Genomic DNA, 19448 nt, shown 5'->3' with positions numbered 1-19448 from the left:
GCATTTAGGGGGACGATTACTATGACACAAAACATAAATCAATTAGCAGTGAATACACTTCGTACGTTATCGATTGATGCTATTAATGCGGCAAACTCAGGTCATCCAGGTCTTCCGATGGGAGCAGCACCAATGGCTTATGCATTATGGGCGAATCATTTAAATTACAATCCTAATCACCCAGAATGGTTTAACCGTGATCGTTTCGTTTTATCGGCGGGACATGGATCTAGTCTGTTATATAGCCTACTTCATTTAGCTGGATATGACGTTTCAATTGATGACTTGAAAAATTTCAGAAAGTTAAATAGTAAAACACCTGGACATCCTGAGTTTGGGCATACTCCTGGAGTTGAAGCGACTACAGGCCCGTTAGGACAAGGGATTGCTAATGCTGTAGGAATGGCAATGGCAGAAGCTCATTTAGCAGCGAAGTTCAATAAGGATGGTCACTCTATTATAGATCACAATACGTATGCTTTAGTCGGAGATGGTGACTTAATGGAGGGTGTCGCTTATGAAGCGATGTCAATGGCAGGACATATGAAACTTGGCAAGTTAATTGTACTGTATGATTCAAATGAAATTTCACTTGATGGTGAATTAGGCATTGCTTTCTCTGAAGATATTCAGAAAAGGGCAGAATCTGTACATTGGCAATATGTAAGAGTTGAAGATGGAAACGATGTTGATGCGATTACAAAAGCTATTCAATCAGCGAAAGAAAATACGGATCAACCTACTCTTATAGAAATTAGAACCATTATAGGTTATGGAAGTCCAAAAGTTGCTGGAACGAACAAAGCACATGGTAATCCGCTTGGAGTAGAAGAAGCGACAGCGACAAAACAAGTGTATGGTTGGGATTATGAGGAAGATTTCTTTGTACCTGAAGAAGTAAAAGCTCATTTTAATGAACTAAAACAAAAAGGTATTGAAAAAGACAATGACTGGAATGAGCAGTTCAACTTATACAGAGAAGCGAATCCTACACTGGCAGATGAATTAGAAAAAGCGATTACAGGTGAGGTTTTAATTGAAGCGAAAGACATTCTATCCTTTGATACTGAAAAAACAATTTCTACTCGTGTTGCAAGTGGGGAAGCTATTAATCATTATGTGAAATCGATTCCTTCTATTTTCGGTGGAAGTGCGGATCTTTCTCATTCTACGATGACAGATATAAAAGGTGAAGCAGTATATGCAGTAGAATCATATGCTGGACGAAATATATATTTCGGTGTACGTGAACATGCAATGGGCGCTGCAGCGAATGGATTGGCGCTTCATGGAGGAGTAAAACCTTTCGTAAGTACATTCTTTGTATTTAATGATTATCTTCGTCCGTCCATTCGACTGGCTGCACTGCAAAAGTTACCTGTTACTTACGTATTTACACATGATTCGATTGCTGTAGGAGAAGATGGTCCAACGCATGAACCAATTGAACAATTGGCAGCTCTTCGAGCAATTCCTGGTTTAACAGTTATCCGCCCGTCAGATGCAAATGAAACAGCAAGTGCTTGGGCGTATGCTTTACAGCAAACGGATGGTCCAGTCGTTTTAGTACTGAGTCGTCAAAATTTACCGGTGTTTAATGAAACGAAAGCGAACATAGAGAATTTCTCTAAAGGAGCTTACGTATTAACACAAACAAATGAAAATCCGGATGTAATTTTAATTGCGACAGGTTCTGAAGTATCCTTAGCTGCTAGTGCGAAAGCAAAATTAGAAGAAGATCAAGTTTCTGTTCGCATCGTTGCAATGCCGAGCTGGGAGTTATTCGATCGCCAATCGAACGAATATAAAGAATCCGTTCTTCCGTCTTCTATAACGAAACGAGTATCTCTTGAGATGGGTGTATCTCTCGGTTGGGAACGTTATGTAGGACAAGAAGGAAAAGTACTATCAATTGAAACATTTGGAGCTTCAGGAACTGGAGCTGAAGTCATGAATCTATTTGGATTTACGACAGAAAATGTTGTTCAAATTACAAAAAATGTGTTGAATTCTTAAGCTATGACTGTGAATACCTTTCTGTACATATTAAAATTTCAGTGCTGAAAGGTATTCCAGATTGTAGTGATATGGATTTTTAATAAAAGATGATTTGAGGAGGAATTATATTATGCAAGTAGGATTAATTGGGTTAGGTAAAATGGGATTAAATTTAGGGAAAAATTTAATGGATCATAAACATGAAGTAGTAGCATTTGATTTAAATACGAGCGCAGTAGAAGAAATGAAAGAGTACGGGGCAACAGGTACATCTAGTTTAAGTGAACTTGTTCAGTCATTACAATCACCAAGAATTCTTTGGGTAATGGTACCACACGCTGTTGTTGATTCTGTTATTGATGAGGTTACACCACTTTTATCAAAAGGAGATATTTTAATTGAAGCTGGTAATTCACATTATAAAGAGTCTATCCGCCGATATGAGCAATTAAAGAAAGATGGCATTCACTTTATGGATGCAGGAACTTCTGGCGGAATGGAAGGCGCTCGTAATGGTGCTTGTTACATGATCGGAGGAGATCAAGAAGCTTGGGACATCGTTGAACCTATCTTCCGCGATACTGCTGTAGAAAATGGATTCTTATATGCTGGAAAAGCTGGTAGTGGTCACTTCTTAAAAATGGTTCATAACGGAATTGAATACGGTATGATGGCTGCTATTGGTGAAGGATTTGAGATTCTAGAGAAAAGTGAATTTGACTACGATTATGAAAAAGTATCAAGAGTATGGAACAACGGTTCAGTGATTCGTTCTTGGTTAATGGAATTAACAGAAAATGCATTTTCTAAAGATGCAAAACTGGATGAGATTAAGGGTGTTATGCATTCTTCTGGTGAAGGAAAATGGACAGTAGAAACAGCATTAGACCTTCAAACAGCAACTCCTGTTATCGCAATGTCTCTATTAATGCGCTACCGCTCATTAGACAATGATACATTTACAGGAAAAGTTGTAGCAGCTCTGCGCAATGAATTTGGCGGACATGCAGTAGAAAAGAAATAAAGTGAAACTTTAATAAGTAGGGGCTTCATTCCACACAAATCGGGCTTTTACGGGATAAGCATATTAAACATGTAACTCATCAACGTTTAAAAACTGGAGGGAATTAATCATGAAATTTTTTATTGATACTGCAAATCTTGAGGATATAAAAAAAGCATATAAACTTGGAGTTTTAGCTGGTGTTACAACGAATCCTTCTTTAGTAGCGAAAGAGGGCATTAAATTTGAAGACCGTATTGCAGAAATTTGTCAGGCGGTTCCTAAAGTTGAATCTGTTTCGGCAGAAGTAACGCCAGATGCTGTTACAGCTGAAGAGATGATCGCCCAAGCAGAAGAACTGATTAAAATTAACGGTGGCGATGAAAAAGTTACAATTAAACTTCCGATGACGTTAGCAGGATTAGAAGCTTGTCGCTACCTTACTGAAAAAGGTGTGAAAACGAATGTTACACTTATTTTCACGGTGAACCAAGCACTTTTAGCTGCTCGAGCAGGTGCAACGTACGTTTCTCCATTTTTAGGACGTTTAGATGATATTTCTGAAGATGGTGTACTATTAGTTGCTAAAATTGCTGAATTATTCGATGTTCATCAACTAGATACACAAATTATTGCGGCTTCTGTTAGACATCCAGATCATGTAACTCGTGTAGCGATGGCAGGTGCTCACATTGCAACAATCCCTTATAAAGTAATTGAACAACTTGCTATGCACCCATTAACAGACCAAGGTATTGAGAAATTTGCTGCTGATTGGGCGAAAGCGCCTAAATTATAATGTTATGAAAGTGAAGGTGCTTTCCGAAAGTTGTTTTTCATGAGAAGACAAATCCTAAGTAACTTCATCGTTTAAAGTGGATACTGAGTTTGTAGTCTTACTACGTGAAAACAGCAAGAGAAGAAAGTGTCATTCACTTTTAAAAAAGGGAAAATTGATCGCGCGAAGCGTTTATCACAATAACATTATAATTATTAAAGAGAAATCCCCTTATTAGAGAGATGAGTTATAGTGTATCTCTAATAAGGGAGATTCTTTTTATATAAATCATTATGATGTGAAGATGCTTTTAAGTGTATAGCAATATGTAAAGGTATCTTTTACTCAAGTAAGAACTATATAGGTTCTTTTAATTATATAGTAATTACGAAAGGGTTTACATAAAGGGGGATTGAGTATGAATATGTACCTTTTAATGATTACATTATTATCAATTGTAATTGTTATTTTAGGGGTATCTTGGTGGAGATGGCATGCGTTTATTAGTTTAACGATTGCAAGTTTGTTTTTAGCAATTATGTCTGGAATGCCAATGGATAAAATAGTGAGTGCTTATGAAACGGGAGTCGGAAGTGTTCTAGGACATTTAGTAGGCATTTTAGTATTAGGTACAATTTTAGGGAAAATGATGGCAGAGTCAGGTGCTGGAATGCAAGTGGCAGAGTTCTTTATTAAATCCTTTGGGATAAAAAACTTACCATGGGCTATGTTAATTGCAGGTTTTATTATTGGAATTCCGGTGTTTTTTGAAGTAGGTATTTTAATATTACTGCCGTTAGTAATTTCAATTCATAAAACTACGAAACAAAATATTTTATTGATAGCGTTACCAGCAATTGCTGGGCTATCTGTCGTACACGGCCTTGTTCCTCCGCATCCAGGGGCAATCGTTGCAATTGGTATTTATAAAGCGAATCTTGGGAAGGTACTATTGTATTCACTCATTATTACATTTTTTGCAGCGATTATTGCAGGTCCTATATTTGCGAAATGGATTCACAAACGTGTAATTCCTGAAAATGAGCCAGAATTGATTCGTGTAAATACAAAATCAACGAAATTACCAGGAATAGGAGTTTCATTTTTAGTTATTTTGTTACCTGTTATGTTAATGGTTTTAGCTGCAGCAGCTCCTTATGTGCCCCTTTCTATTACTTTGATGAAGACTGTCACATTAATCGGTAGTCCTATCATTGCACTATTGATTGCATGTTTTGCAGCGTTTTATTTTCTTGGATTTCGCCAAGGTATCGATAAAAAGGCTATTAAGAAGGTAACAGAAGATAGCTTATTACCAATCGGTTCAATTGTTGCGATTATTGGTGCTGGAGGGGGATTTAAGCAAATTCTTATCGATAGTGGCGTAGGGAATGCTATTGCTCAAATGTCTGAGCATTTAGCACTATCTCCAATTGTATTAGCATTTATAGTAGCAGGATTAATTCGAATTGCGACAGGGTCAGCGACAGTCGCTTTAACAACAGCAGCGGGTATCGTTTCGCCAATCGTTGAAAATACAACAGGTGTGAACTTAGAGTTACTCGTTATTGCAACAGGTGCAGGAGCATTAATGTTTTCACACGTAAACGATGCTGGTTTTTGGATGGTAAAAGAATACCTAGGTTTAACAGTGAAAGAAACATTTAAAACATGGACAGTATTAGAAACGTTACTTTCATTTATCGCTTTTGGAGGCGTTTTACTACTCGATATGTTTGTTTAAGATAAAGATGTTTCTATTTAGATAATTGTGGCATACAACGTTATCAATAGATAAAAGGAATGTATTTTTATGGTGGGATACTGTAACAATTTTTTGTTAGGAGGAAGAAATGGTGAGCTCAAAATATATGATTGGTGTAGACATTGGGACAACTAGTACAAAATCAGTTCTATTTTCTACTGATGGATCTGTTATTGCTAGTCATGGAATTGAATATCCTTTATATTCTCCTACGCCTGAAACAGCGGAACAAGACCCAGAAGAAATTTTTCGTGCAGTAATAAATACGATTAAAGAAACTATACGATCAAGTAGTGTACAGCCAAGTGATATTCTTTGTGTCTCTTTTAGTTCGGCAATGCATAGTCTCATTGCTGTAGATGAAAAGGGGAATCCATTAACGGGATGTATTACTTGGGCAGATAATAGAAGTGCAAGCTGGGCGGAGAAAATAAAGAATGATATGAATGGTCATGAAATTTACCTTCGTACTGGCACACCAATTCATCCTATGTCACCGCTTTCGAAATTAGTTTGGCTACAGAATGAGAAGGCAGAGTTATTCGCAAAAAGTTATAAATTCATTTCTATTAAAGAATATGTTTTTTACAAGTTATATAAAGAGTATGTAATTGATTATTCTATAGCGTCAGCGACAGGGATGTTTAATTTGAAATCTTTAAAATGGGATGAAGAGGCTTTACATGTTGCGGGAATTACAGATGAAAAGCTTTCTAAACTTGTTCCAACAACGCACAGTTTAACAGGATTAGATGAAGAGCTTGCCAAAGAGATGAATGTACTTGTTTCTACGCCTTTTGTAGTAGGAGCGAGTGATGGAGTACTATCTAATTTAGGTGTAAATGCAATAGATCCTGGCGTTGTGGCTGTTACCATTGGTACAAGCGGTGCGATACGTGCTGTAACAGATCGTCCTGTAACAGATCCGAAAGGTAGAATTTTTTGTTATGCGTTAACTGAAGACCATTGGGTAATCGGTGGACCAGTAAATAACGGCGGTATGATTTTCAGATGGGCTCGTGACCAATTAGGCACTTCAGAGATTGAACTTGCGAAGCGTTTAGGGAAAGATCCATATGAAGTACTTACTGAAATAGCGGCAAAAGTGAATCCTGGATCTGACGGTTTATTATTTCACCCGTATTTAGCAGGGGAAAGAGCTCCTTTATGGAATGCAAATGCACGAGGATCTTTCTTTGGACTCGGATTGCATCATAAGAAAGAACATCTGATCCGTGCTGTTTTAGAAGGAGTAATTTATAACTTGTATACCGTTCTTCTCGCTTTAAAAGAGTTAATTGGCGAACCGAAAAAAATTCAAGCGACAGGCGGCTTTGCAAGGTCGGAACTTTGGAGACAGATGATGGCGGATATCTTCCATCAAGACGTATATGTTCCGGAAAGTTTTGAAAGCTCTTGCTTAGGAGCTGCAATCCTCGGTTTATATAGTTTAGGTGAAATAGATACATTATCCGTAGTTTCTGAAATGGTAGGTGCAGATTTTCATCATGAGCCAAACATGGAAAGTGTGGAAAAATATAAAGATTTAACGCCAATCTATATTCGTCTGTCCCGTCAATTGGAAGAAGAATATGAAAGTATAGCAGCGTATCAAAAAAAGTGGGTTTAAAAGCTATTTACCAAGAAAATATGGTAACGTATAAAGAAGTACTCCGATTTTTTTGGATACTCTTTCAACATAAAATATTTTAAGAAGCATGATGAACGTAAAATATAGGGAGAGAGGGTTATGAAAATGAAGGATAACAAAGAGTTTATTGGATATGTTGGAACTTACACGAAAGAAAATAGCGAAGGAATATATAAGTTTACTTTAGACACAGAAGCAAAAAAAATTAGTAATGTAACACTTGCCGCTAAGCTGGATAACCCTACATATGTAACGATTAACCAAAATAATGAATATCTCTATTCTGTTGTTAAGGAAGGCGAATCTGGCGGTGTAGCTGCGTATTCCATTGATAGTCATACTGGAGAACTAAAAGCGAAAAATAGACAAGTAGTAGAAGGTGCTTCTCCTTGTCATATTAGTGTTGATAGTGGAAATCATACAGTAGTTACAGCGAATTACCATAAAGGAACGATTGAGTCTTTTGAAATAAATGAAGAAGATGGAACTGTAAATCATGCTTCATCTATTATGGCGCATGAAGGTTCAGGTCCGAATAAAGAAAGACAAGAAAAACCACATGCACATTACGCGGGGTACACTCCTGATGAAAAATATGTAGTGGGCGTTGATTTAGGGATAGATAAAATAATTACGTATGAAGTAAAAGATAGTACATTAACAGAAGTGAATCGTTTATCTGTAAATCCAGGAAGTGGTCCAAGACATATTACTTTTCATCCGAATGGAAAGTATGCGTATGTGATGACGGAGCTTAGTTCAGAGGTTATTGTGTTAACATATAATCCTGCAGAAGGATCCTTTACAGAATTACAGTATATTTCTACTGTTCCAGAACAATTTGATGAAAATAATCAAGGAAGTGCGATTCATATTTCTTCTGACGGCCGTTTTGTATATGCAGGTAATCGTGGTCATAATAGTATCGCTGTTTATAGCGTAGATCAAAATTCAGGTCAGCTTACATTTGTTGAACACACATCTACAGAAGGAAATTGGCCAAGAGACTTTGTATTAGATCCTACTGAAAAGTTCCTTGTTGCTACAAATGAAAAGTCACATAATCTTGTGTTATTTTCAAGAGATGAATCTACAGGTAAGTTAACACTTTTACAATCTGATGTTGTTGTGCCAGAGCCTGTTTGTGTGAAGTTTTTAAATATATAATTTCAGATGCCTAAACAAAAGCAAAGCGATATCGCTTTGCTTTTTATTATTTCTTTTTCGGTCTACGTACTAATTCGCCGCCGCAGTTTGGACAAACGTTATGTCTTTCTTCTGTACATGGTGCGCAAAATGTACATTCATATACACAAATGTATGCTTCAGAATCTTGTTCGAGCGATTGATCGCAAATTTGACAGTTTGTTTTCATTTCTAGTGCCATAATAAGTCTCCTTTTTAGTTAGAAAATTTATAATTTAATTATAATTCATTAAATAGAAATAGTCCTTTTCAATTGAAAGGAAATCGAATGATAAAGTTATGAATTGAAACGAAAGATGCTGGTTTATTTTAAAATTGATTATTTATTACAGTTGGAATATTATGAAATAGTCAAAAGACAACAGGGGGTATAGATTTTGACTAATCATAACGATCATTTAAAAGCAAACTGCGAAAAATGCTTCGGTCTATGTTGCGTTGCATTACCGTTCGCAGCATCGGTAGATTTTGCAGTGAATAAAGATGGTGGTAAACCATGTTCCAACTTACAATCAGATTTTAAATGTAGTATACATAAAAATCTTAGAGGAAAAGGTTATAAAGGTTGTACAGTATTTGAGTGTTTCGGTGCTGGACAGAAGATTTCTCAGGGTACGTTTAAAGGGATTGATTGGCGGAAAGATGCAAAGCATGCAAGAAAAATGTACGATGCTTTTCCAGTTATGCATCAACTTCATGAAATGCTTTGGTATTTGAATGAGGCGATTCTTTTAAAGGCAACACAGCCAATTCATAAAGAGCTGGAGACCGCAATTGAGGAGACAGAGCGACTTTCGAATTTAAATCCAGATGAGTTAATGAAAATAAATGTTCCAATGCATAGGGCAGAGGTGAACATTCTTCTTTTAGAAACGAGCGAATTAGTATGGAAGGAAATGAATACTGCACGTAAGAAACGAATCATTCACCGCGGAGCAGATCTTATGGGAGCAAATTTGAAAAAGAAAAATTTACAAGGTGCAAATTTAAGGGGTGCTTACTTAATTGCGGCTAACTTAAATGGAGCAAATTTAAGAGGAGCAGATCTTATCGGAGCAGATTTAAGAGATGCAGATATTCGCGGGGCTGATTTTACAAATAGTATTTTTCTGACGCAAGTTCAAATTAACGCAGCGAAAGGGAATAAGCATACGAAATTACCGAAAATGTTATCCCGTCCATCGCATTGGAGTGCGTAAAGAGTGAGGAGTGTTTAGTGTGGATATATTTCAGTATTTAGAAGAGATGCAAGAGGATGTCTTTTCGTTAGCAGTAGAGCAAATAGAAGCGAAGTATTTTGAAATTTGTAGCATGTTAGCGTCTGCAGAATATGCAGAACGAATTAAAGCAATTGATTTAGAGTCATATAAGGAAAGTATTCGAGTAGGTTTGGATTCAGCTGTAGAAATGGCTACTAATGAAGAATCAAAAGCGATTTATTTTGAGTATGACCTTGATAACGAATGGGATAGTCAGTTTTATATTTGTGAGGAATATATTCCACTTGAAGAAGAGGACGATGATTGGGCATCTGAATGGACATATAATATTGAGGGGCCGGGGTCTGTAGAATTAGCAGATATGTATAATGGAAATGGCTTTGACACAAGTGAAAAAGCAGTCGGTGTAACTTTATATTTAATTGCTAAAACGCTGTGTAGTTTTATAAGTGTACGTAGTGAAGTGCAAAGTAATATACCGATTTGTATTGGTTTTCACGATCAAGATCCAATAATGCGAACAGGCAGAGACTAAAAATCTCTGCCTGCTTTTTATTTCTTTTCAAAAGTAGTAATGAAAACGCTACATATAATAAGAATACCGCCAATAAAAAAGTTACTATTTAATGTCTCATTTAATAAGAGCCAGCCAAGTAATGATCCAACAATAGGTTGGAAGAAGAAAAATAAGGAACCGATGCTTGCATCTATTAATTCTAATCCTTTATTCCAAAGGAAAAAGGCACCTGCTGTTGAAACAATACCTAAGTATAATACGCCTAATATTACGTACGTATTTACTGTTCCGATAGAGGATGTTTGTAGTTCCCATATCATAAAGGGTGTAATAAAAAAGAGTGAAAAGAATATGGCATACGTTGTAATAACTAAGGATGAGAATTGGATTGAAGCGATCTTTACATAAATAGATAGTAAAGCCCACGTAATAGCGGCTCCAACTAAAATGATTGTTCCGATAAAATAGGAGCCAATTTCAATATCCCACCCGATTACGATAATGACGCCGATTGTCGCTATTATAGTAGATAAAAGTCTACGAGCGGTTAGTTTTTCTTTCAAAATGAGCGCTGCAAATATAACCATAAATGCAGGTGTAGCTGATGTAACTAACGAGCCTGTATGAGCGTCGGATAATTTTGTTCCGATAAATTGGCATGTGATCGAAATGAAATAGCCGATAAATCCAATCCAAGCGAATAGGAGCCAATCTTTTTTGCGAATGGTTACTTTTTTCTTTTGCTTTTTCTCAGCTAGTTTCAAAATGCCATACAAAACAACAAAAGCAATGATAAAGCGTAGCCAAACGAGTGTTAGTGGTGGGATAAAATCGAGTACGTATTTGCTAACAACATACATACCACCCCATATACTTGCTGCTAGTGATAAACATATAGCTCCTAAAATTGTTTGTTTCATGTAAAGTACCTCCGTCTATTTTTAGGGTATTATGAGTTCCCTAAGACGAGGCGTAGTGTATGTGTTATATGATTGCCCGTCTTAGTTTATAGACGGGCTACAGGTTGATCGTTTTCGAATGAAGTGTTGTAGTACATGCGTGCATTCCTCCTCTTTAAGTTATAATGATATTATAACTTAATTTTCTGATTATTGGAGGTTGTTATGAAATATATCGTTATAAAATCACATGTTAGCAATTATCCTAATCCAATTCGCTTAGAAGAGGGGGATGTAGTGAAAATGATAGAGAGTTACGCTGGTCCGGAAAACTGGGAAAACTGGATGTTTTGTCACGAAGAGAAATATGACCGGAAAGGATGGGTTCCGGAGCAAATTATAAAAAAAGATATGAATGGAACAGGAATTATTATAAAACAATATACTGCGAAAGAATTAAATGTGAGTATTGGAGAAAGAGTGATTGGATTAGAAGAATTGAATGGATGGGTTTGGGGCGAAGGAAGAGATGGTGAGAAGGGCTGGGTACCAAAGGAAAACTTACAAAAATATTAATAATATTTGATCAATAATTAGGAAACATATTTTTGCTTATGAGTATATTGGTTGTAGGATAAAAAGTAGATTAATAGAGAAAGAGGAGGAGATTATTATAACTACAACCGTTATTTCGCATTTTTACAATGAAGAATATTTATTGCCATGGTGGCTTATGCATCATACGAAACTTTTTGATCATGGTATTTTAATTAATAAAGGTTCAACAGATCGTTCCGTTGAGATTTGTAAAAAATTCGCACCGCATTGGGAAGTGCGAGATTCTGTAAATCCAGAGTTTGATGCATATGCGACAGATCATGAAGTGATGAGGATAGAACAAGAAGTACAAGGATGGAAAATGATTTTAAATACGACTGAGTTTCTTTGCATGCAAGATAAAAATCAGTTTTGGAAATCACTAGATGAATTGAGAGGTAGGATGTATTGGCTAGAAGGGCTTATTATGGTCGATGATCCTAACTATAATTATCCGGAACTTAACTTTGGAATACCTTTAATGAAACAGCGATTTCATGGTTATTTACCAGAGGAGTGGAGACTATGGAGAAGGGGAAGATTTATTCATAATCATGAGCATGGAAGTTATACGGTTGGAAGACATTTATCTGCGCATGAATCGATGATTTATCCACCTCTTGCCTGTATATTATGGTTTGGGTTTAGTCCGTGGAATGATGCGATGAGAAAGAGAAAGTTACAAATTGGTCCGACTCTTTCTGAAGCTAGTAAGCATGGAGGAATGGGTACGCATCATATTGTTACGCCGGAAAGATTAGAAGAATGGTATAAGGAATTAGCGAGAGGAACGAAGGATTTACGTTTTAATGATGCATATCGTTATGTTTTTGTATAAATGATTTCCACCATAAAATTGTTTCTTCTATTCCTGTATTTAGATCGTATGTTGGTTTCCAGTTTACTTCAGTTTTTAAACGTTCTACATTAACCCCGACAAATAAAGGTTCATCTTTAGAGAAAGGGATTGCACCTAGTTTAATTAAATGTTCTTTTCCTATCTTTTTAGCAATGATAGAAGCTAACTCTTTAATTTGTACAGATTGACCAGAAGCGATATTGATGGTGCCTGTAACGCCGTGTTCTAATATTGTTACGAGAGCGTCAGCGACGTCACTCACATGGAGGAAATCTCTCGATTGTTTTCCATGTGTACATAGTGCTTCCTCGTTTTTTAATAAGGAAGTGATAATGTTAGAAACGAGCCGATTACCTTGTTCGTGAGGTCCATACATATGAAAAATGCGGCCCCAACACATGCTGAGGCCTGTTTGTTGTGCATACGTTTCTAGCCAGGAGTGCAGTGCATTTTTACATAAAGAATACGGGGTTTTATAGGAAAGGAGCGGTGAATCTTCAAATAATACGCCGTTAAACCATTCGTATTCTGCGCCAGTACCTGCAACGACAACACGCTTTCCGCCGCATGTTGTAAAGTGCTGAATCAATGAAATACTAGACTTTAGCCAATAGTAATTATTAATAGATACATAGCATGCTGGTGGCACTGCTTCCCAAGCAAGGTGAATGAGATGGCTAGGCTGAACGTCGTAAATGAATTGTTTTACTTCGTCATTGCGGAGCAAGTTTACTTTATGCCAGTGGCAAGGGAGGTGAGAGGGTTTATTTTTATTATACGTGGCGTGCACTTCGTATCCCTTTTGTATAAGTGAATGTACAACATATTTACCTATCCAGCCACTACCACCTGTTACAACAACTTTCTTCATGGCTCAATCACCTCAACTTCTGGAACTGTCACTAAAAATTTACCGCCCCATTCACGAATGAAAGAGCATTCTTTTATAATTTCGTCTTTCAAATTCCAAGGAAGTATGAGAATGTAATCCGGTTTTGTACGTTTAATTTCTGCTGGAGATTTTATTGGAATACGAGTTCCTGGTAAAAGGAGATTTTGTTTGTGAGGATTTTTATCTACTGTATACGCTAAAAATTCTTTACCTATTCCGCAATAATTCAACAGGGTGTTTCCTTTAGCCGGAGCGCCGTAGCCGATGATTTGTTTGTTTAAAGCTTTTGCTTTGATAAAAAACTTTAAAATATTTATTTTCAATTGTTCCACTCGTTTAGAAAAAAGGAGATAGCAATCTAATGTATCGAGTCCGTGATTGACTTCTTTTTGGAGTAAGTTTGTAACGTTGGAATGGATAGTGGATTGGGAACTTAGATGGTTTACAAAAATACGTAATGAACCACCATGTGTTGAAAGCTCTTCTACATCAACAATTTGTAAATGATGATGAGCTAAAATTTTTTGAAGGCTTATAAGTGAGAAGTAGGAGAAGTGTTCATGGTAGATGGTATCAAATTGGTTAAAGGATATAAGGTTTAATAAGTGCGGGAATTCGATTGTTATCGTGCCATCACGTTTTAATAGTGTTTTTAAACCAGCAACAAAATCATGCAAGTTTGGAACATGTGCTAATACGTTATTTGCGACGATTAAATCAGCTTGTGGCAATTTTTTTGCTAAGTCATTACTGAAAAAATTCACATGAGTAGGAATTCCTTTTTTGATAGCAATTTCTGCTACGTTTTTCGCGGGTTCAATTCCCAATGTCTCGATATTTTCTTTTTTAAAGTATTGTAATAAGTACCCATCGTTACTTGCGATTTCAATCACTTTTGAATGTTTCGTTAAGTTGAAACGCTTAATCGCCATTTCTACATATTGTTTAGCGTGTAGTAGCCAACTTGAGGAGTAAGAGCTGAAGTATAAATAGTTATGAAAAATATTTTGCGGGGATTCAAATTCATCTAGCTGTACGAGTAAACAAGAGTGACAAACAAATGTGTGCAGCGGATAAAAAGGTTCCATTTTATATGAGCTTTCAGGAGCTACAAATGAATTAGCGAGAGGGGAAACGCCCAAATCTAAAAAAGTGTTGGTTAGTAATGAGTGGCAAAAACGGCATTTTTTCTGTTCCATTTTATAGCCCCTTTATAAATTTTTGAATGCATCGATTTGTTGTCGTGTGAAAGATTCTATATTTTCACCAGATGCATATTTTTTGTACCAATCAACAGTCCAAGCGATAGAATCATCTGTTGATAACTTAGGAGTCCAGCCGAGTTTGTTTACTGCTTTTGTACTATTGAGTGTTAAAACAGGTGATTCATAAGGAGTATTTGTAGAGGAGGAAATGATTGTTAGTGGGTTATTCCATAATTTTATTACAGATTCAATGACATCATGAACGGTTCTGTTAGGTTCATTCATTGGGCCGAAATTCCACGCTTCTGCATATTTAGCATCATTCCAAAGTTTCTCAGCTAAAAGGATATAGCCATGTAGAGGATCTAAAACATGTTGCCACGGACGGACGGCATATTTGTTTCGAATACACAAAGTATGATTGTGCAAATATGCCCGAATGATATCAGGGAATAATCGATCTTCTGCCCAATCACCACCGCCGATGACGTTACCAGCTCTGACTGAGGCGAGTTTCTGGGTATTAGTGCGGAAGAATGATTTTTGATAGGATGTTGCCACTATTTCAGCGCAAGCTTTACTAGCGCTATAAGGGTCGAAACCTCCTAGTCGGTCATTTTCCACGAACGCTCGGTCGCCACTACCGTCATTCTCATAACATTTATCGCTTGTCACATTAATAATGGCACGTACGCTTTCGACGGACTTTGCTGCTTCTAGCACGTGAACAGTACCTAAAACATTCGTTTTGAATGTATCGATAGGGTTTTTGTATGAAGCAGTTACGATTGGCTGAGCTGCTAAATGAAATATTATGTCAGGTTTATGCTGCTTCATGGCATGAAATAAAGAATGGTAATCTGTAATATCGCCTTTCATTGTCGTGCACTCTTTTGCTACGTTACCTTGTTCGAAAATGTTAGGAATGGATGGGGGATGAGAAGAAAAGCCTACTACTTCTGCACCTAAAGAACTTAAGAAAAGGGTGAGCCAGGAGCCTTTAAATCCAGTATGTCCCGTAATAAATACTTTTTTCTTATTCCAAAAAGATGATGAAGCCATATTACCAAACCTTCCACGGAGCGTTATTACTTTCCCATAGCTCGACTAATTTATTTTTATCGCGCAATGTATCCATCGGATGCCAAAAACCAGAATGTTGATATGCGGCCAATTCATTTTTATTTACTAACTGAACTAAAGAGTCTGTTTCAAAAACAGACTTATCTCCACTAATGTAATTGAAAACTTCAGGATTTAAAATGAAAAATCCACCGTTAACCCATCCGCCATCACCTAATGGTTTTTCTTGAAAAGATGTTACAGACTGTTTATCTAATATGAGAGAACCGAATCTACCAGGAGGTTGTACGGCAGTAACAGTAGCCATTTTTCCATGTTTTTTATGGAATGTAATAAGTTCTTTTATATTTACATTACTTAATCCATCACCATAAGTGAGGCAGAAAGGTTCGTCTCCGACATAATTTTGAATCTTTTTCACTCGGCCACCCGTTTCGGTATATACACCAGTATCGATTAGTGTAACTTTCCATGGTTCTACACGATGAGAATGGCTAGTAATTGTATTATCGTTTAACTGTATTGTGAAATCAGACATGTGTAAGTTGTAATTTAGAAAGAACTCTTTAATTGCATATCCTTTATAGCCTAAGCAAATAATAAACTCAGTAATCCCGTAATGACTATACAAACTCATAATGTGCCATAGAATGGGTTTTGTTCCAATTTCAATCATAGGTTTCGGTTTTAAATGTGTTTCTTCCCCAATTCTTGTACCGTACCCACCAGCAAGAATAACAGCTTTCATTTTTTCCTCCTAAAATAAAAATTTATTATTTATACAGTATTCATGTTTTATGCAAATGAGATTGTTTTTGATTAAGTGAATGAAAATGTTTGAGGTGATGACGATGCAGAAAATATTACGGTTTGAATTTTGGAAATAATTTTTGATATTCAGGGTTATGACGGAGGTCTTGTGTTAGGTTACTAAGCTCTAAAAAACGTATGTCCAGTACTTCAGGAGATTGACCGTAATGTGTTTGAAGTCCCATTTGAACACCCCTTTTTGAAAGGGTAGGTGTAATTTGTAATTTTCTTGCTTTTGATTGTTCATTCCAAGGGCTAAAATAAAATTTTAAAATAAATGAAGGATAGTCATAAATTATATATCCGTGCCGCGAATGATGTCTACCAGGTAAATATGCACCGTCTAGATGATTGTGAATAAATCTCCAAGCACATCCGAGATTTGGGTTATAAGGGAAGACACCGTGGTATCGCTGTTCTACTAAGGGGATAGAATATCTAGGCTTTGAATAATTATAATTATGATTATCTATCATTAAAATCATTCTAATCGCATACATGTTTTGGCCTAGTGTATGAAGAGATGAAAAAAATTCTTCAGTATTATTACAACAAAAGAATTCAGTAGTATTTAAAACGATTTTCCAACCTGAAACTTCTCTTTCAATTTCCATCACTTCAATATCAGTATTAGTTGGATCAAACTCAAGAAATCTTGAATTTCGTACTTCCCAGTGGGGTGCTAATAGTTTACAAATCTCTACGGAACGATCTGTAGACCCTCTATTAATTAAAATGCCGTGATCGAATATTTTCGTGTGATGCATAAGCCACCATGGAAGTAGGTATTCTTCATTATAAAAATGAGAAATGATTGTCTTTTTCATATTAATTCCCTCCTATACAAGCAATCATTATTAGTAGGATATGCTTTTAAATAAGAAAGGTTAAAAGTGGCAGACAATGTAGTGATTAGGTAGTAGTTTAGTAATTTTATTGTATAAGTGTAGATTACTCGTATTGAATCATCATAGGAGGAGATTGGAATTTTGTATAAATTGTGAATAATAAACCGTCACGTTTGACTGTACAGTTTATGTGTTGTATGATGTAAGTAATATAAACAAGGGGGGAAGATCGTTGGGAAGGTGTATCGAATCGGACAGTTGGCTCTCATGGCTCACGTGTCGAAACGAACGATTGATTATTATACGAATCTAGGTATCTTAAAAGCGGAGCGATCTCAATCTAATTATCGCTATTACGACGAAACAGCATTTGAGACATTACAATTTATTGAGAAGTGCAAAGAAATGCATATGCCGCTTTGTGAGATTAAAGAGAAAATCGAGGAGAAGAAGAAGCTGCTCGGTATCAATGAACACGTTTCGAAACAAGTGAATGAAGTGACAGACCATATTCATCAATTAGAAGTGGAGCTTACTGAGTTAAAGCCGCTTTTAGATGAATTGACTGATTCACAACGTGAAAAAATATCGAAATCTTTATCAGGTCAAACGACAGCTTTAATACAGACACTTGCTCTATTATTATAGAATAAGTGAAATCCGACCTCTTTAATTTTTGTATCGGGCTATGTTTTCTAACAAACAAATAAGAAAACATTATAGTATACAGGAGGTGGACACCTTAGTTTTTTAACTAAGGGGATTCATTGGAAATATTTAATTTAGTCATGGTTGCGATTTTAATCGCATTTACTGGATTTTTCGTAGCAGCAGAGTTTGCGATTGTAAAGATACGTTCAAGTCGTATCGATCAGCTTGTTGCGGAAGGAAAACGCGGTGCTTTAGCAGCGAAAAAGGTAACAACAAATTTAGATGAATATTTATCTGCTTGTCAATTAGGTATTACAGTTACAGCTATGGGATTAGGTTGGTTAGGTGAACCGACAATTGAAAAGTTATTACACCCGTTATTTGAGAAATGGAACTTAAATCCTTCTATTTCATCAGTATTAACATTTGGTCTTGCTTTTATGATTATGACGTATTTACACGTTGTAGTAGGGGAATTAGCTCCGAAAACGATGGCAATTCAAAAGGCTGAAAGGGTAACGTTATTATTGGCAGGTCCATTAATGATGTTCTATAAAGTAATGTATCCATTTATTTGGGTATTGAACGGTTCAGCTCGTGTGATAACTGGTTTATTCGGTTTAAAGCCAGCTTCAGAACATGAAGTAGCTCATACAGAAGAAGAATTACGTCTTATCCTTTCAGATAGCTATGAAAGTGGCGAAATTAATCAAGCTGAATACAAGTATGTAAATAACATTTTTGAATTTGATAATCGTATTGCAAAAGAGATTATGGTACCGCGAACAGAAATCGTTGGTTTCTACCTGGAAGATTCAGTAGAAGAACACATGAAAGTAATCCAAAATGAGCGATACACACGTTATCCGATTTTTGGAGAAGATAAAGATGATATTATCGGTATGGTCAACGTAAAAGATTTCTTTATTCGATATATGACCGAGGATCAAAAAGATTTATCATCTATTCGCTCGTATATGCGTCCGATTATTGAAGTGATGGAAACGACTCCAATTCACGATTTATTACTTCAAATGCAGAAGAAGCGAATTCCGATGGCTGTTTTATATGATGAGTACGGAGGAACAGCCGGAATTGTAACGCTTGAAGATATCTTGGAGGAAATCGTCGGCGAAATTCGTGACGAATATGATGAAGATGAGGCACCGCCAATTCAACATGTGAACGAGCAACATATCATTGTTGATGGAAAAGTGCTTATTTCAGAAGTGAAAGATTTATTTGGATTACACATCGAAGAAGATGATGTGGATACAATCGGTGGATGGATTATGATGCAAAATCATGAAATCGAAGAAGGACAACACGTTGACGCGGAAGGTTATGAATTTAAAGTGTTAGAAAAAGACGCTTACCAAATTAAACGTGTTGAAATTCGTAAGATGGAACAAGAACAAGAAGAAGAGAAAGCAGCAACTGTGTAAGTTGCTGCTTTTCTTCTAAAA

Annotated in this window: 19 protein-coding genes; 12 read left to right on the top strand and 7 right to left on the bottom strand. The window is 36.3% G+C overall.

All coding sequences use genetic code 11. From position 1 onward, the window contains the following. Positions 1-21 precede the first annotated feature (21 nt). The 6 genes from tkt (at position 22) to AB6801_RS14835 (ending at position 8362) form a co-directional block, all read left to right on the top strand. Positions 22-2016 carry a transketolase gene (gene tkt, locus AB6801_RS14860; RefSeq protein WP_000193046.1) on the top strand — a complete coding sequence of 665 codons (1995 nt, stop codon included), beginning with the start codon at positions 22-24 and terminating at the stop codon, positions 2014-2016. 112 nt (positions 2017-2128) lie between these two features. Then, positions 2129-3022: a phosphogluconate dehydrogenase (NAD(+)-dependent, decarboxylating) gene (gene gnd / locus AB6801_RS14855; RefSeq protein ID WP_001195925.1), complete on the top strand. Its 894-nt coding sequence runs from the start codon at positions 2129-2131 to the stop codon at positions 3020-3022. 109 nt (positions 3023-3131) lie between these two features. After that, positions 3132-3800 (top strand): fructose-6-phosphate aldolase, encoded by a 669-nt coding sequence (gene fsa, locus AB6801_RS14850; RefSeq protein ID WP_000667676.1) that lies wholly within the window; start codon positions 3132-3134, stop codon positions 3798-3800. A 397-nt stretch (positions 3801-4197) separates the two neighbouring features. Next, entirely contained in the window at positions 4198-5523 is a 1326-nt protein-coding gene (gene gntP / locus AB6801_RS14845; protein WP_001057613.1) for a gluconate permease GntP, read from the top strand. A gap of 109 nt (positions 5524-5632) precedes the next feature. Continuing rightward, complete coding sequence (gene gntK, locus AB6801_RS14840; RefSeq protein ID WP_000254948.1) at positions 5633-7174, top strand: gluconokinase; 1542 nt, start codon at positions 5633-5635, stop codon at positions 7172-7174. A 120-nt stretch (positions 7175-7294) separates the two neighbouring features. After that, entirely contained in the window at positions 7295-8362 is a 1068-nt protein-coding gene (locus AB6801_RS14835; RefSeq protein ID WP_000782224.1) for a lactonase family protein, read from the top strand. A gap of 46 nt (positions 8363-8408) precedes the next feature. On the opposite strand, the gene AB6801_RS14830 is transcribed toward AB6801_RS14835, so the two are convergent. Next, positions 8409-8582: a DUF1272 domain-containing protein gene (locus AB6801_RS14830; protein ID WP_001162788.1), complete on the bottom strand. Its 174-nt coding sequence runs from the start codon at positions 8580-8582 to the stop codon at positions 8409-8411. A gap of 196 nt (positions 8583-8778) precedes the next feature. Between AB6801_RS14830 and AB6801_RS14825 the strand changes: the two genes are divergently transcribed. Together AB6801_RS14825 and AB6801_RS14820 are read left to right on the top strand one after the other, a co-directional pair. Then, positions 8779-9600, top strand: coding sequence for a pentapeptide repeat-containing protein (locus AB6801_RS14825; protein ID WP_000181432.1), 822 nt, complete (start codon positions 8779-8781; stop codon positions 9598-9600). A gap of 19 nt (positions 9601-9619) precedes the next feature. Further along, the gene (locus AB6801_RS14820; protein ID WP_000350930.1) at positions 9620-10156 is read left to right on the top strand and encodes a hypothetical protein; all 537 of its coding nucleotides are present in this window, start codon (positions 9620-9622) and stop codon (positions 10154-10156) included. Between the two features lie 17 nt (positions 10157-10173). Here the strand turns inward: AB6801_RS14820 and AB6801_RS14815 are convergent, their stop codons facing one another. Continuing rightward, a complete protein-coding gene (locus tag AB6801_RS14815) occupies positions 10174-11058 on the bottom strand; it encodes a DMT family transporter (RefSeq protein ID WP_000814735.1) in 885 nt (294 codons plus the stop codon). 204 nt (positions 11059-11262) lie between these two features. Here AB6801_RS14815 and AB6801_RS14810 point away from each other — a divergent pair, with 204 nt between their 5' ends. Together AB6801_RS14810 and AB6801_RS14805 are read left to right on the top strand one after the other, a co-directional pair. Further along, positions 11263-11613, top strand: coding sequence for an SH3 domain-containing protein (locus AB6801_RS14810; RefSeq protein ID WP_000875283.1), 351 nt, complete (start codon positions 11263-11265; stop codon positions 11611-11613). A gap of 58 nt (positions 11614-11671) precedes the next feature. Further along, complete coding sequence (locus tag AB6801_RS14805; RefSeq protein ID WP_097999240.1) at positions 11672-12472, top strand: glycosyltransferase family 2 protein; 801 nt, start codon at positions 11672-11674, stop codon at positions 12470-12472. On the opposite strand, the gene AB6801_RS14800 is transcribed toward AB6801_RS14805, so the two are convergent. The 5 genes from AB6801_RS14800 to AB6801_RS14780 form a co-directional block, all read right to left on the bottom strand. Next, positions 12441-13364, bottom strand: a complete 924-nt coding sequence (locus AB6801_RS14800; RefSeq protein WP_000758371.1) for an NAD-dependent epimerase/dehydratase family protein — start codon at positions 13362-13364, stop codon at positions 12441-12443. The two genes, AB6801_RS14805 and AB6801_RS14800, sit on opposite strands and share 32 nt — an antisense overlap. Next, a complete protein-coding gene (locus AB6801_RS14795) occupies positions 13361-14584 on the bottom strand; it encodes a class I SAM-dependent methyltransferase (RefSeq protein ID WP_000435771.1) in 1224 nt (407 codons plus the stop codon). The genes AB6801_RS14800 and AB6801_RS14795 overlap by 4 nt, the downstream gene beginning before the upstream one ends. A gap of 12 nt (positions 14585-14596) precedes the next feature. After that, on the bottom strand, positions 14597-15652 hold the full coding sequence (gene rfbG / locus AB6801_RS14790; RefSeq protein WP_000168658.1) for a CDP-glucose 4,6-dehydratase: 1056 nt from the start codon (positions 15650-15652) through the stop codon (positions 14597-14599). Between the two features lies 1 nt (position 15653). Then, entirely contained in the window at positions 15654-16421 is a 768-nt protein-coding gene (rfbF, locus tag AB6801_RS14785) for a glucose-1-phosphate cytidylyltransferase (protein WP_097999242.1), read from the bottom strand. A gap of 115 nt (positions 16422-16536) precedes the next feature. Further along, a complete protein-coding gene (locus AB6801_RS14780; RefSeq protein ID WP_000750974.1) occupies positions 16537-17310 on the bottom strand; it encodes a glycosyltransferase family 2 protein in 774 nt (257 codons plus the stop codon). Positions 17311-17571: 261 nt separating this feature from the next. Here AB6801_RS14780 and AB6801_RS14775 point away from each other — a divergent pair, with 261 nt between their 5' ends. Together AB6801_RS14775 and AB6801_RS14770 are read left to right on the top strand one after the other, a co-directional pair. Beyond that, the gene (locus tag AB6801_RS14775) at positions 17572-17979 is read left to right on the top strand and encodes a MerR family transcriptional regulator (RefSeq protein WP_000285634.1); all 408 of its coding nucleotides are present in this window, start codon (positions 17572-17574) and stop codon (positions 17977-17979) included. Between the two features lie 119 nt (positions 17980-18098). Continuing rightward, positions 18099-19427, top strand: coding sequence for a hemolysin family protein (locus AB6801_RS14770; protein WP_000402256.1), 1329 nt, complete (start codon positions 18099-18101; stop codon positions 19425-19427). Positions 19428-19448: the final 21 nt, after the last annotated feature.

This window comes from Bacillus sp. RCC_6_1 (genome assembly GCF_041360755.1).
Lineage (GTDB): Bacteria > Bacillota > Bacilli > Bacillales > Bacillaceae_G > Bacillus_A > Bacillus_A cereus.
Note: the sequence above shows the minus strand (reverse complement) of the source record. Positions and strands in the feature narration are given on the sequence as shown.

Excerpts from the sequence above, each read along its gene's own strand:
- tkt (WP_000193046.1), top strand. The coding sequence starts at position 22 with ATGACACAAAACATAAATCAATTAGCAGTGAATACACTTCGTACGTTA.
- gnd (WP_001195925.1), top strand. The coding sequence starts at position 2,129 with ATGCAAGTAGGATTAATTGGGTTAGGTAAAATGGGATTAAATTTAGGG.
- fsa (WP_000667676.1), top strand. The coding sequence starts at position 3,132 with ATGAAATTTTTTATTGATACTGCAAATCTTGAGGATATAAAAAAAGCA.
- gntP (WP_001057613.1), top strand. The coding sequence starts at position 4,198 with ATGAATATGTACCTTTTAATGATTACATTATTATCAATTGTAATTGTT.
- gntK (WP_000254948.1), top strand. The coding sequence starts at position 5,633 with ATGGTGAGCTCAAAATATATGATTGGTGTAGACATTGGGACAACTAGT.
- AB6801_RS14835 (WP_000782224.1), top strand. The coding sequence starts at position 7,295 with ATGAAAATGAAGGATAACAAAGAGTTTATTGGATATGTTGGAACTTAC.
- AB6801_RS14830 (WP_001162788.1), bottom strand. The coding sequence starts at position 8,582 with ATGGCACTAGAAATGAAAACAAACTGTCAAATTTGCGATCAATCGCTC.
- AB6801_RS14815 (WP_000814735.1), bottom strand. The coding sequence starts at position 11,058 with ATGAAACAAACAATTTTAGGAGCTATATGTTTATCACTAGCAGCAAGT.
- AB6801_RS14810 (WP_000875283.1), top strand. The coding sequence starts at position 11,263 with ATGAAATATATCGTTATAAAATCACATGTTAGCAATTATCCTAATCCA.
- AB6801_RS14800 (WP_000758371.1), bottom strand. The coding sequence starts at position 13,364 with ATGAAGAAAGTTGTTGTAACAGGTGGTAGTGGCTGGATAGGTAAATAT.
- AB6801_RS14795 (WP_000435771.1), bottom strand. The coding sequence starts at position 14,584 with ATGGAACAGAAAAAATGCCGTTTTTGCCACTCATTACTAACCAACACT.
- rfbG (WP_000168658.1), bottom strand. The coding sequence starts at position 15,652 with ATGGCTTCATCATCTTTTTGGAATAAGAAAAAAGTATTTATTACGGGA.
- rfbF (WP_097999242.1), bottom strand. The coding sequence starts at position 16,421 with ATGAAAGCTGTTATTCTTGCTGGTGGGTACGGTACAAGAATTGGGGAA.
- AB6801_RS14780 (WP_000750974.1), bottom strand. The coding sequence starts at position 17,310 with ATGAAAAAGACAATCATTTCTCATTTTTATAATGAAGAATACCTACTT.